Annotated in this window: 13 protein-coding genes; 4 read left to right on the top strand and 9 right to left on the bottom strand. The window is 68.9% G+C overall.

Going from position 1 to position 12,515, the window contains the following annotated elements; genetic code table 11:
* The first annotated feature begins 85 nt into the window (after positions 1–85).
* Positions 86–556, top strand: a complete 471-nt coding sequence (locus ACQY4O_RS14750) for a DUF2382 domain-containing protein (RefSeq protein WP_428377110.1) — start codon at positions 86–88, stop codon at positions 554–556.
* Positions 549–1,382 (top strand): YsnF/AvaK domain-containing protein, encoded by an 834-nt coding sequence (locus ACQY4O_RS14745; protein WP_428377109.1) that lies wholly within the window; start codon positions 549–551, stop codon positions 1,380–1,382. The genes ACQY4O_RS14750 and ACQY4O_RS14745 overlap by 8 nt, the downstream gene beginning before the upstream one ends.
* A 33-nt stretch (positions 1,383–1,415) precedes the next feature.
* Here ACQY4O_RS14745 and ACQY4O_RS14740 read toward each other — a convergent pair whose 3' ends face one another.
* The 3 genes from ACQY4O_RS14740 to ACQY4O_RS14730 all read right to left on the bottom strand — a co-directional run bounded on the left by ACQY4O_RS14740 (position 1,416) and on the right by ACQY4O_RS14730 (position 3,902).
* Complete coding sequence (locus tag ACQY4O_RS14740; RefSeq protein WP_428377108.1) at positions 1,416–2,282, bottom strand: amidohydrolase family protein; 867 nt, start codon at positions 2,280–2,282, stop codon at positions 1,416–1,418.
* Between the two features lie 40 nt (positions 2,283–2,322).
* Positions 2,323–3,309 (bottom strand): aldo/keto reductase, encoded by a 987-nt coding sequence (locus ACQY4O_RS14735; protein WP_428377107.1) that lies wholly within the window; start codon positions 3,307–3,309, stop codon positions 2,323–2,325.
* Between the two features lie 155 nt (positions 3,310–3,464).
* Positions 3,465–3,902, bottom strand: a complete 438-nt coding sequence (locus ACQY4O_RS14730; RefSeq protein WP_428377106.1) for a GNAT family N-acetyltransferase — start codon at positions 3,900–3,902, stop codon at positions 3,465–3,467.
* A 38-nt stretch (positions 3,903–3,940) separates the two neighbouring features.
* Here ACQY4O_RS14730 and ACQY4O_RS14725 point away from each other — a divergent pair, with 38 nt between their 5' ends.
* Positions 3,941–4,747 (top strand): hypothetical protein, encoded by an 807-nt coding sequence (locus ACQY4O_RS14725; RefSeq protein ID WP_428377105.1) that lies wholly within the window; start codon positions 3,941–3,943, stop codon positions 4,745–4,747.
* A 257-nt stretch (positions 4,748–5,004) separates the two neighbouring features.
* Positions 5,005–6,693: a diguanylate cyclase domain-containing protein gene (locus tag ACQY4O_RS14720; RefSeq protein ID WP_428377104.1), complete on the top strand. Its 1,689-nt coding sequence runs from the start codon at positions 5,005–5,007 to the stop codon at positions 6,691–6,693.
* Positions 6,694–6,771: 78 nt separating this feature from the next.
* Here ACQY4O_RS14720 and ACQY4O_RS14715 read toward each other — a convergent pair whose 3' ends face one another.
* The 6 genes from ACQY4O_RS14715 to ACQY4O_RS14690 all read right to left on the bottom strand — a co-directional run bounded on the left by ACQY4O_RS14715 (position 6,772) and on the right by ACQY4O_RS14690 (position 12,510).
* Positions 6,772–7,506, bottom strand: a complete 735-nt coding sequence (locus tag ACQY4O_RS14715) for a FadR/GntR family transcriptional regulator (RefSeq protein ID WP_428377103.1) — start codon at positions 7,504–7,506, stop codon at positions 6,772–6,774.
* Positions 7,506–8,354, bottom strand: coding sequence for a fumarylacetoacetate hydrolase family protein (locus ACQY4O_RS14710; RefSeq protein WP_428377102.1), 849 nt, complete (start codon positions 8,352–8,354; stop codon positions 7,506–7,508). The genes ACQY4O_RS14715 and ACQY4O_RS14710 overlap by 1 nt, the downstream gene beginning before the upstream one ends.
* Before the next feature lie 186 nt (positions 8,355–8,540).
* A complete protein-coding gene (locus tag ACQY4O_RS14705) occupies positions 8,541–9,284 on the bottom strand; it encodes an SDR family oxidoreductase (RefSeq protein ID WP_428377101.1) in 744 nt (247 codons plus the stop codon).
* Positions 9,281–10,030, bottom strand: coding sequence for a FadR/GntR family transcriptional regulator (locus ACQY4O_RS14700; RefSeq protein ID WP_428377100.1), 750 nt, complete (start codon positions 10,028–10,030; stop codon positions 9,281–9,283). Before ACQY4O_RS14700 ends, ACQY4O_RS14705 begins: the two co-directional genes overlap by 4 nt.
* Positions 10,027–11,472 carry an FAD-binding oxidoreductase gene (locus ACQY4O_RS14695; RefSeq protein WP_428377099.1) on the bottom strand — a complete coding sequence of 482 codons (1,446 nt, stop codon included), beginning with the start codon at positions 11,470–11,472 and terminating at the stop codon, positions 10,027–10,029. The genes ACQY4O_RS14700 and ACQY4O_RS14695 overlap by 4 nt, the downstream gene beginning before the upstream one ends.
* Positions 11,473–11,550: 78 nt before the next feature.
* Entirely contained in the window at positions 11,551–12,510 is a 960-nt protein-coding gene (locus ACQY4O_RS14690; RefSeq protein WP_428377098.1) for an ABC transporter permease, read from the bottom strand.
* Between the last annotated feature and the right edge of the window lie 5 nt (positions 12,511–12,515).

The following is a 12,515-nucleotide window of genomic DNA, read 5'->3' as shown; positions in this document are numbered from 1 at the left end:
CGCCGATAATTGTTGACCGGAGAGCGGAACCAGGCGGCGGGGGCCTTGTTCAATGGGCCGTCAGCCCGAGCGCGGTTGGCTGCACATGAGGGTGGACCTGACCATGCCGTCGGCGCCTTCGGATGGGTCTCGCCTCTCATTGCTCCTGCATGATGAAGCCCTCCGGGTAACTCGTCGGCAGGTCGCCGGCGACACGGTGCGGGTCGAAACCGTGACCGGCGAGCGTCAGCAGCTGGTCGATACGACGCTCACGCACGACCATGTGGACATCGAGCATGTTCCGATCGGTCGCGTGATCGACCGGATGCCCGACATCCGCACCGAGGGCGACCTCACGGTCATTCCGGTCGTCGAGGAGGTCGTCGTCGTCGAACGGCGGCTCGTTCTCAAGGAAGAGATCCACATGCGTCGCGTGCGCGTCAGCGAGCGCCACCAGCAGACGGTGACGCTGCGGCACCAGGAGGCGCTCGTCACACGGGTTCATCCGGGCTCGGGTCAGGACGACCGTACCGCATCGCCATCACCAGACAACCACGAGGAAACACCCCATGACTGAAGAAACCATCATCGCCGTCTATGATTCCGTGGACCATGCCGAGGCCGCGAAACGCGACCTGACCGCCGCCGGGGTGCCTCCGGGGGCGATTTCCCAGCACGCCGACGCCGGCTCGCTCGCGGACGGGACGAGCACCGGGGCGCCGCGCGAGCAGGGCTTCTGGTCACGCCTGTTCGGCGGCGAGCCGGACCACGACACCGCCGTCTATGACCGCAGCCTCGCAGGCGGCTCGACCGTGCTCTCGGTCAAGGTGCCGGATGAGCACGTGACAGCGGTGAGCGACATCCTGGAGCGCCACAACCCGGTCGACATCGACGAGCGCGCCTCGACCTATGGCCTGGCCAGCGGAACGCGTGCCGAGACCTATGCCGCGCCCGCGACCCCGGCGGTGACGCCGGTTGCGGCACCCGGCCTAAACGCGGGTCGCACCACGGCCCCGGCGGCCGGCGAGACCATCCAGCTTGCCGAGGAACAGCTCGTCGTGGGCCGGCGTGCGATCAATCGGGGGACCACGCGCGTCCGCCGCTTCGTCGTCGAAACCCCGGTCGAGGAGCAGGTCACGCTGCATGACGAGGCCGTGCGCGTCGATCGCCAGCCGGTCACCGACGGACGCGCGGTCTCCGGCGAGGCCTTCACCGACAAGGCGATCGAGATGACCGAGACCGGCGAGGAAGCGGTCGTCGGCAAGACCACCCGTGTGCGCGAGGAAGTCAGCCTGCGCAAGGAGGCGGTGGATCGGCTCGAGACGGTGCGTGACACCGTCCGTCGCGAGGACGTGGAGATCGAGCATGTCCCGGGCGAGACGCCTGTCGACCGCAAGATCTGAAGGACTGGCCGGGGCTGTGTGCAACATCCCCGGCTAGCTGAATTGCGGCAGCCGGTAGGCCGCGATGGCCGAGCCGCCCATGATTTGCGCGTGCTGTTCACTGTCCAGGTCGCCGAGCGCCGCGCCGAGTGCGGCCACGACGTCGCGGTAGCTGCCGGCGACCAGGCAGACCGGCCAGTCGGTGCCGAACATGCAGCGCTCCACGCCGAACGCCGCCAGCGCGTGCGCGATGTACGGCTGCAGGTCGGACGGCTTCCAGCGGGTCCAGTCCGCCTCGGTGATCATGCCGGAGAGTTTGCACCAGACGTGCTCGCGATGGGCTGCGACCTGGCGAACCAGGCTGCGCCACGGCTCCATCACGCCGGCCGCGATGTCGGGCTTGGCGATGTGGTCGAGCACGAAGCGTAGCCGTGGCATCTCGGCGACGATCCGCGCCATTGCCGGCAGGTGCGCGGTCGTGCCCACCAGGTCATAGGCCAGCCCGGCCGCGGCCACCGCCTCGAGCCCCTGCCTTGCGTCCGGCCGCAGGATCCAGGCCGGATCATCCTCCTCGTGCAGCAGATGGCGCACGCCGACCAGCCACCGCCCGCCAGAACCGGAACGCAAGGCGTCCAGGGTCTCGGCGACGGCAGGGTCGGTCAGGTCGACCCACCCCACGACACCGGCGACGAAGTCCGTCGCTTCGGCCAGACGCAGGAAGTCCCGCGTCTCGTCGAGGCTGTTTTGTGTCTGCACCAGCACCGTGGCGCTGATCCCGTCTGCCTCCAGGTCGGCACGCAGGTCGTCCGGCGCGAACGCCCGGCGGATCGGCTGGAACGGACCGCTCAGCCACGGATAGCTATACCCGCCACCGTCCGGGTTCCAGAAATGCTGGTGTGCATCGATGATCGGTATGGTCATGGGTGCTCTCGGGGCACTCTTGGGCCGCTCCTTGGGGGCGCTACCAGCGCTGGTGCACGTGCGGCCTGATATCCTGCTCGTAGATCGCGACCAGTGCGGCCATGGTCGCAGCGTCGAGCGCCGGCAACCCGGCTGCCTCGGCATTCGCGCGTGCCTGCTCGGCATTGCGGGCGCCCGGGATCGCGACGGTCACCGCTTCCGCCATCAGGATCCAGCGCAACGCAAAGCGCGCCATCGTGGTGTCGCCACCGACCAGCGGGCGGATGCGCTCGACCGCCTGCAGGCCCACCGGATACGGCACGCCGGAGAAGGTCTCGCCGACATCGAAGGCCTCGCCGTGGCGGTTGAATTGCCGGTGGTCGGTTTCCTCGAACGTGCTGTCCGCCTTGAACTTGCCTGACAACAATCCGCTGGCCAGCGGCACGCGGGCGATGATCGCAACATCGCCGGCTTTCGCCCGCTCGAACAGCAGGGTCTCCGGGCGCTGGCGAAAGATGTTGTAGATGATCTGGATGCTGACGATTCCGGGATATTCGATCGCCTTCAGCGCTTCCTCGACACGCTCGACGCTGACCCCGTAATCGCGGATCTTGCCGGCCTGCTTGAGGTCGTCGAGAACGCCGAAGACCTCCGGATGGTAGTACAGATCGGTCGGCGGGCAGTGCAGCTGCACCAGGTCCAGCGTCTCGGTCTGCAGATTGGCCAGGCTGCGCTCGATCCAGCCGGTGAGGTTGGCGCGGCTGTAGCCGGCGGTCTCCTGACGCTCCAGGCGACGTCCGGCCTTCGTGGCAATGAACGGTCGTTCGCCACCGCGCTCGCGCATCACCCGCGCGATCAGCTGCTCGGAGCGTCCGTCGCCATAGACGTCGGCGGTGTCGATGAAGGTCACGCCGCTATCGAGGGCCTGGTTGAGGGCGGCGAGGGCGTCGGTGTCGTTGACATGGCCCCAGCTGGCGCCGATCGCCCAGGCGCCGAAGCCGATCTCGCTGACCATCCGGCCGGTCTTGCCAAACCTGCGATGTCTCAAGGCTGTTTCCCCTGGAGCATGATCCGATCGATGATGCCCGGCTTGACCTTGGCTTCCGCCGGACCCAACACGGATCAGGTTGTCATACAAGCCGCTCAAAGAATCAACCCGGCATCTGGGAGGATGCACATTCGTGAAAACCGGCCGGCTGAAAGCTACAGCATCCTGGCCATGCACAGATGCGGGATGGTGACCTCGATGAACCGCTCGCCCTCGACCTGGTAGCCAAGTCGTTCGTAGAAGCCGACGACCGTCTCGCGCGCCGAGAGCGCGATCCTGCGGGCGCCGAGTCGCCGCAGCATCGTCTCCGCATGCCGTACCAGCGCCACACCCAGGCCCCGGCCCCGCAGCGGCGGGGTGACGGCCATCTGCCTGAGCCTCGCGGTGCCGGCGGCGTCCGGCCGCACCAGCAGCAGGGTCCCGGCCACCACGTCGTCGTACCAGAGCGCGAGATGGACCTGGTCGCGTTCCGCCGCGAGTTGCACCTGTGTCAGCACCAGGCCGAGAGGCTCGCGGAGCAGCCGCCTGCGCAGGGCCAGCATGTCGTGGTAAGGCGCACTCTGGTAGGCAACGGCGGATATCCGGATTGGCATCGACCCCATCCCTTCTCGGTGGCCCCATGCTTGGAAGCATGGCCTGTCTTCTCCTGCTGGCCGCGCCGGCCATGGCCGATGAGGTCTGCCGCTATGCCGGCAGCAGCGACTATGGCGGCCGGCTCGCCATCGAGGCGCGGTCGGTCTCGGCCGAGGGCGGCCTGCGCCTCGATGTCCGGCTGCAGCTCGATGCGACCCCGCTTTTGCTGGTGCATACGCACTATCTGATGCAGGAGATCAGCGTCTGGCATCGCGACGGGCTCGCGCAACTGGCCGTGAACAGCCGCTACCGCTTTAACGACCACATCGTGCGACAGCAATGGGATGTCTATGACCGCACGCCCGGCGGCCTCGCCGCCTGGCGGGTGCAGGGCAAGCGGCCTGCCGAGTTCCGCCGCCAGCATCCCCGCTTCGCCGCCCACTGGGACCCGGCCAGTTTCGGCGCACCCTGGCTGGGTGACTACGAGATGGACGCGGCCGCCCGCCGGCCGGATCTCGACCTGGCGCACGACATGCGACCGGTGCGTTCGCCTCTGGCGCTTGCCTTCTACTGGCTGCGCTGGCTGGACCGGCCCGGGAAGGTGGCGGTCTATCTGCCGGGCTTCAAGGAGCAGAAGCTGGTCGAACTCGGCATCGGGGCCGCGAGCATGGCGGCCCCGCGGACCTGGCAGGCGACGCCGCGCTATCCCGGTCTCAGCCCGAGCCAGCCCTCGACGGTGACGGCGGCGATGGCGTCCGACCGGCACCTGCTGCGGCTCGGCTTCGACCTGCACGGCGTCGCGCACAGCGCCCGCGCCAGCATCGCCCTGACCGGCTGCACCGGCACGCTGCCGCCACCGCCCTGAGCATGATCCGAGCGATCAGGCTCCGCTTGTCGTTCGATCCAGGTGACGGCAGCGTTTTGTTGACTTAGTCAGGGATAGACACGAACATCAACCCGAATGATCGGATATCGTAACTAAAGTGCTTGCCAGCCTCGGCACGCTGCGCGCTGCCAGCGGGGCCTCGGTCCCGGCCGGGCTCCGAAACCACGTCGCGAACCGGAGCGGTGTCCATCTCTAACGTTCCTCCCGGTGAGCAGGTCGGGCCGGACTCGACGTCCATGCTCAAGATCCTGTTCGTCAGCGGCTCGACACGGGCTCGCGACGAGTTTCCGCGCCAGGCCGGCGCCGCGCGCTCGGGCCTCACGGTCATCGTCGACGACCATCTGGGCGAGCTTGCCGGGATCGACCCGGAGATCGCGGCGGTGGTGCTGGACAGCCGGAACGGCCGCGAGATCGCCGATGTCGCCCTGCGACGGCTGACGCTTCAGCCAGCCGCCGTGCGCCCGTTCGTCCTCCTGCTGATCGGTGGCCACGAATCCGAGAAGGAGTGGGCGATCTCGAGCGGCGCCGATGATGTGCTGGCCGGATCCTACTCGCTGCCCGACCTGCGGCTGCGCCTTGCCGGCCTGTGCCGGGCGGTCGGCCAGCAGCGCGAGATCGACCGGCTGTCGAGGACTGTCGAGGGTGTCGCCAGCGAGGCGAGCCAGTTGCGCTCGCTCGCCTATACCGACCATCTGACCGGGCTGCCGAACCGGCTCTACCTCGATAACTGGGTGTCCGAGCTCGGCACCCGTCGCGACGGGGAGGCCAATTTCGGTATCCACATGATCGACCTCGACAAGTTCAAGCAGATCAACGACCGCTACGGGCACCGTGCCGGCGACATCCTGCTCAAGCAGGTCAGCGAGCGGCTCTGCCAGAATTCGCGCCGGCTCGACATCGTGGCGCGTCTCGGTGGCGACGAGATCGCCGTGGTCCAGGTGGGCGCGATCTCCGCCGACGATCTCAGGGCGTTTGCCGAACGCCTGCTGACCGTGTTCAAGGACGAATTCGTCATCGACGGCAATTCGATCCAGATGGCGGGCTGTGTCGGCAGCGCGCTGTATCCCGCGCACAGCGACAACTTCTCCGACCTGCTGCATCGCGCCGATATCGCGATGTACGAGGCGAAGTCCGCCGGCACCGGCATCTTCCGCCTGTTCCAGGGCAGCCTGGAACCGCCGGCGCCCGCGGCTCCCTCGGAAGCGGTGGAACGGCAGTTGCGCGAGGTCAGGTATGGCCTGTTCTTCAGCCTCGCCGGCTCCGCGTTCCGGGGCGGTGCGGTCGCGGTGCGCGCGCGGCGCCAGAGGGATGCGCGGCACGAGGGCGAGCACGACGAGGTGTCGCTCGCCGAGCGGGTCGAAGGCCAGCTGCGGGACCTGCGGCTGGCGCTGCTGCAATCGAGCCTGTGGAAGCAGACCACCTATCCGGTCGTGTTCAGTGCGTCCGTGCACGCCTCGGCGTTCACCGACCGCGGCATCGTGACCAGCATTCACGATCTGCTGCTCGAGGTGGGCGCCGACCCGGCGCAGTGCGAGGTAACGCTGGAGGAGCCCGACAGCCTCGCCGAGGTGGAGAGCCTGCACCGTCTGCGCGAGCTCGGCATGGGGCTCGGCGCGCATATCCGCATCGAGACCTTCATGCTGCAGCGCATGCTGCGCCTGCCGCTGACCCGGCTGCATCTCGATCGCGGCTTCACCGAGACCACCGCACAGGCCGGTAACTCCGACGTGCTGGTGGAGGCGGCGGTGCTGTTCGCGCGCTCGATCCGGGCGCGCACCGTCGCCTACGGCGTGACCGCGCGCGAACAGGCGGAGGCCCTGCTGGCACTCGGCGTCGATGACATGACCGGCCCCTACGCCGCCCCGGTTGCCTCGAACGATGCGCTGGCGAGCCGCCGACAGCGCATCGCGGCCGAGCAGCGCTGACGAGGGCCGGCTTCGATCGGGCAGGCCCGGCGTGCCGTCTGGCAGAGATGGGCGACGCAGGTCGGGGCGTTGATCCGGTTATTGTCCGGCTTCGAGCCTGGTCGAGAAATAGGCCCGGCTGCGGGCCAGATGATCGTGCGCCGCCTGCCGTGCGGCAGCCGGATCGGCCGCCTCTATGGCTTGCAGGATCGCCAGATGTTCGCGACGCAGCCGTTCCTTGTAAGCGGCCAGCTCGGCGTCCGGCATGCCCTCCAGGCGCACGCGCTGACGCGGGATGATGTGGCTGCCGAACACGTCGAACACCCGGGTGAAATACGCATTTTGCGTCGCCGCCAGGATCGCGCGGTGATAGGCGAAATCCTCGTCCGCGCCGGCGCCGGCGTCGCCCTTGGCCGCCGAGACCACCTCGAAATGCCGTCGGATGTCCGCGAGATCGGCAGCCGACCGACGCCCTGCTGCGAGCCCGGCCGCCTCCACCTCGATGCTCATGCGCAGTTCCAGCACGCTGAGCGTGTCCGCCAGGGTGTTGTCGGCGCCGTCGATGGTGAAGGAGCGTCGCGTGGTGTGGTCGGCGACGAAGGCGCCGAGACCCTGGCGCGTGGTGATCAGGCCGCGCGCGCGCAGTGACGCCAGCGCCTCGCGCACCACGGTGCGGCTGACCCCCGTGGCCGCGACGATCGCCTGCTCGGTCGGCAGGCGTTGGCCCGGGGCGAGCTGCCCGCACTCGATCTGCGCCACCAGCGTCTCGATCAGGCCGCCGGTGAGGTTCGGCGCCTGCTCGATACGCGAGAACAGCGCGGGTCGGCCCCCCATCACGCCGCGGCTTCGGTCACCTGGGTCTGCTCGCCCAGCCCCTGGATGCCGAGGCGGATGGTCTGGCCGGGCCGGAGGTACACCGGCGTCGGCTTCACGCCCATGCCGACGCCGGGTGGCGTGCCGGTGGAGATGATGTCGCCCGGCTGCAGGCTCATGAACCGCGACAGGTACGACACCAGGGTCTTCACCCCAAAGATCATCGTCCGCGTCGAGCCGTCCTGGCGCATGACGCCGTCGACGCTGAGCCACATCGACAGCGCTTGCGGGTCGGCGATCTCGTCGCGTGTCACCAGCCACGGGCCGATCGGGCCGAAGCTGTCGGCGGACTTGCCCTTGGTCCATTGCCCGCCGCGCTCGGTCTGGAACGCACGCTCCGAGACGTCGTTGACCAGGCAATAGCCCGCGACATGCGCCAGCGCGTCGGACTCGGCGACGTAGCGCGCCTCGCTGCCGATCACCACGCCGAGCTCGACCTCCCAGTCGGTCTTTTCCGACTGGCGCGGAATGATCACCGGATCGTTCGGCCCGGTGATCGCGCTGGTCGCCTTCATGAAGATGATGGGCTCGCCGGGGATCTTGGCCCCGGTCTCGGCGGCGTGGTCGGCATAGTTCAGCCCGATGCAGATAAACTTCCCGACCCGCCCGACGCACGGCCCGATCCGCGGCGAACCATCGACCAGCGGCAACGAAGCCGGATCAAGCGCTGCCAGCCGTTGCAGGGAAGCCGGTTCCAGCACCGCCCCCGCAACATCACCGACATGCGCCGAGATATCGCGAATGTGCCCGTCCGCATCCAGCAACCCGGGTTTTTCCTGGCCACGTGGACCATAACGAAGCAGCTTCATCTTGATCTTTCCTTAAACCTCGAAAAGGCAGAGACGGTTCGAGAATGTGCTAGGCCGTGTCAGAGGCGCCTGTGGCGCCGCCCGTCGCGTCTTTCGAGAACCGGAGCGGAGCGGCCGTCCGGCCGTGAGCACCGGAAGCGCAGAAAGGCGCGTCGGATGACCGGCATAGCGCATTCCCGAACCGTCTCATGCATTCGACCATCCTCCATCGACGACTACTGCATTCCCCGTCATGAAAGCGGAGTCATCGCTGGCCAGGAACACCACCAATTCGCCGATCTCTTCCGGCGTGCCGAGCCGTCCCATCGGCTGGCGGGCGAGAAAGCCGGCGCGCGCGGTCTCGTAGTCGCCTTGCGCCCGCATGCGGTCCTGCAGCGACGGGCTGTCGACGGTTCCCGGACAGATCGCGTTGGCGCGGATGCCGTGCGTCACATAGTCCAGCGCCACCGACTTGGTCAGGCCGATCACCGCCGCCTTGCTGGCGCCATAGGCGAAGCGGTTCGGCACCGCGATGACGCTGGAGGCGACCGACGCCATGTTGATGATCGAACCGCGCCGTCGCTCGAGCATGCCGGGCAGGATCGCGCGGATCATCCGGTACATCGCGCGGACGTTGAGCGCGAAGGAGAAGTCGAACGCGTCGTCGTCGCAGTCCAGGATGCTGCCGGCATGCACGAACCCCGCGCAGTTGAACAGGATATCCGGCGCCTGCACGTCGGCGGCAAAGCGCCTGATCGCATCGGCGTCCAGCACGTCGAGCCGGCGCCGTACGATGCCGGACGCGGCGGCCAGCGCGTCGAGCTTGGCGTCATCGATGTCGGTGGCGATCACCTGCGCACCCTCGCGCGCGCAGGCGAGGGCCGCCGCCCGGCCGATGCCCTGGCCCGCCGCCGTGATGATCGCCGTGCGTCCGGTGAGCCGTCCTGTCATCCTGCTGCCCTCGCTGTTGCCGGCGGAACCGCCGCGCCCGCCGCCGGCAGGCCTATACGGTGCATGGCGCCTCCCAGATGGGCGCGCATGGCGGTGCCGGCCGCTTCGGGATCGGCGGCTGCGATCGCCTCGAGGATACGCTCATGCTCGCTGAGCGTTGCCTGCGCCATGTCGTCGGAGCGCGCCCGGTTGCCGGCGGCGAGGATGCTCTCGCGCACCCGCTCGGCGGTGAAGCCGACGATCTGCTGGATGTAGGCGTTGCGCGTCGACGCCGCGATTGCTCGGTGGAACTCGAGGTCCCCCTCGAGCCAGGCGATGCTGCCGTACGGAGCCGCCGCCATGCTGTTGCGGGCCACGCGCATCCGCTCGAGATCGGCGCCGTCGCGCAGGCCGGCGGCGAGGGCTGCCGCCGGGACCTCGATCATCTCGCGCACCTGGAACAGGCTGGCGAACAGTTCGGCTGCCGGCGTCCGGGATGGCTCGATCTGCAGCACGACCGGCGTCGTCGCGTCGCTGACAAAGGCGCCGCGGCCCTGCTGCGACCAGATCAGGCCTTCGAAGCGCAGCCGGGCGATCGCCTCCCGCACCACGTTGCGCGACACCCCGAAGGTGCCCGCGAGCGACTGCTCGGTCGGCAGCCGGTCGCCCGGACGCAGCCTGCCTTCGGCGATCTCGCGCGAAATGGAGCTCGCCACCAGCGCCGGCAGATGCGGTCCGCGGCTCAGCCGGTCGAGCTTGAGGGTCACGGACTGGCCGGACCCGGCAGGATGCGCCCCATGCTGAGGATGCCGTCCGGATCGAGCGTGCGCTTGAGCCCCTGCGCCAGGGCCAGCGACACCGGATCGATCCGCTTCAGGAAGGCCGCCTGCTTGGTCCGCCCGATGCCGTGCTCGGCGCTGATGCTGCCGGCATAGCGGTCGAGCACGGCGAAGATCGCCTCCTGCGCCGCGTGGATCAGCGTGGCAGCCGCAGCGTGCGGCATGCCGTGCGGTGGCACCAGGTTGAGGTGGATGTTGCCGTCGCCGACATGGCCGTAGGTCAGCGCCTGGCTGTCCGGGAACCGCGCCGCCAGATGCGGCAGCACCTCGGCAAGGAAGGCCGGTATCTCGGAGATCGGCAGCGAGATGTCGGTGCGCAGGTAGGGCGCGCCCTTGCCCTGTGTCTCGACCATGGTCTCGCGCAGCCGCCACAGCCGGAGCGCCTGCGCCTCGCTGGCGGCGAGGGCCGCATCCATCACCAGCGCCTCGGCGCTCACCAGCGCATTCTCCAGCACCGCGCGCAGTTCGAAGCCGCCGCCGGCGGACAGTTCGATCAGCGCATAGACCGGATAGCGCGCCCCGAGCGGGTCGGCGAGCGTTGCATCGTCGCGCAACGAGACGTCGAGGCACTCGCGCAGCAGCAGCTCGAAGGCGGTGACGAGGTCGCTGGTCTTGCGCCGCATGTGCGCGTACAGCGCCATTGCGTCGTCGACGGAGCGCAGACCGACCAGCGCGGTCTCGACCTGCTCCGGCCTGGGGAACAGTTTGAGCGCGGCCGCGGTGACCACGCCAAGCGTGCCCTCGCTGCCGATGAACAGCTGCTTGAGGTCGGTGCCGCGATTATCCTTGCGTAGCCGCTTCAGGCCGTTCCAGATCCGGCCGTCGGCCAGCACCACCTCGAGGCCCAGCACCAGGTCGCGTGTCATGCCGTAATGCAGCACGTTGAAGCCGCCGGCGTTGGTTGCGATGTTGCCGCCGATCCGGCAACTGCCCTGCGCACCGAAGGTGATCGGCAGGATGCAATCCTCTGCCTCGGCGGCGCGCTTGGCATCGTCGAGCACGCAGCCGGCCTCGACGATCATGGTGAAGTCGATCGCCGAGACCAGCCGCACCGCGCGCATGCGCTCCAGGCTCAGCACCAGCTCGATGCGATCCTCCGGCACCGCGGCGCCGACCAGCCCGGTCAGGCCGCCCTGCGGCACCAGCGGGATGCGATGCCGGCTGCAATGCTGCAGGATGGTCGACACCTCGTCGACGTTGGCCGGACGCGCCACCGCCAGCGGGGTGCCGTGGTGATCGCCGGACCAGTCGCGGCTGTAGCGATCGAGATCGGCCGGATCGGTCAGCACCGTGCCGTCCGGTAGCAACGCGGCCAGCCCGGCGATGGCCGCGTTGCTGCCCGGTGCGGGGATTGGAGTGGCGACGGTCATGCGGCGATCCGGGCAATTCGCTGTTCTTCGTCATGTTATCATACAACAGGGCGCGGAGATCAAGCAAAGGGCAGCGCACTACTTGATCACCGCGAGCTTGCTGCGATCGATGGTCACCGCGACGGCGCCGACCAGCATCAGCCCGAATACCGTCTGCTGCGCGAAGATGTTGACGCCGACGAAGGTCATGCCGAGCTGCACGACGGCGATGATCAGCGCGCCCATCGCCGTGCGCAGCATGCCGCCGAGGCCGCCGGTGATCGCGGTCCCGCCGACGATCACCGCCGCGATCGCCGGCAGCAATTGCTGGTTGGCCAGAGCCGGCGAGCCGCTCGACATCCGGCAGCCGAGGATCGCGCCGGCGATGGCCGCCAGCATCCCGGACGCCGCGAACGCCGTGATCTTGACCCGGTCGACATTGATGCCCGCCGCCGCCGCCGCCGGCTCGCCCGCGCCGACCGCCTGGCTGTAGCGCCCGAAACGGGTGTAGCGCAGCACCACGAAGCCGGTCGCGCCGATGCCGATGGCCAGCAGGAACGTCGCCGGCATGCCGAGCGCGCTGCCGTTCAGCCAGGCGGTGTAGCGCCGGCCGCTCTCGCCGATGGTGATGGTCTGCCCGTCCGCCAGCAGCAGCGCGATGCCGGATGCGACGCCGCCGGTGGCGAGCGTCGCGATGAAGGACGGCACCCGCAGCCGCACATGCACGATGCCGCTGGCCAGCCCGAACAGCAGCCCGGTCGCCAGCACCGCGAGGAAGGCGGCCGGTCCGGCACGATTGACCGACTGCGCCAGCACCACGCTGCCCAGCGAGGCGACCGACTGGATCGAGAGGTCGATGCCGCCAAGCAGGATCACGAAGGTGACGCCGGCGGCCAGCACGAACAGGCTCGACATGTCGGCCAGGATCACCGACAGCGTGCCACGGGTGGCAAAGCCCGGCGCCACCGCCTGGATGCCGACGCACAGCAGCAGCAGCAGCGCCAGCGGCGCGATGTCGCGCCACCGCTCCGGCGGCAGGATGTCTCGGACGAACTGCATCAGCT

The sequence above is a fragment of the Lichenicoccus sp. genome (assembly GCF_965277665.1).
GTDB lineage: Bacteria > Pseudomonadota > Alphaproteobacteria > Acetobacterales > Acetobacteraceae > Lichenicoccus.
This window is presented reverse-complemented; position numbering and strand designations above follow the sequence as displayed.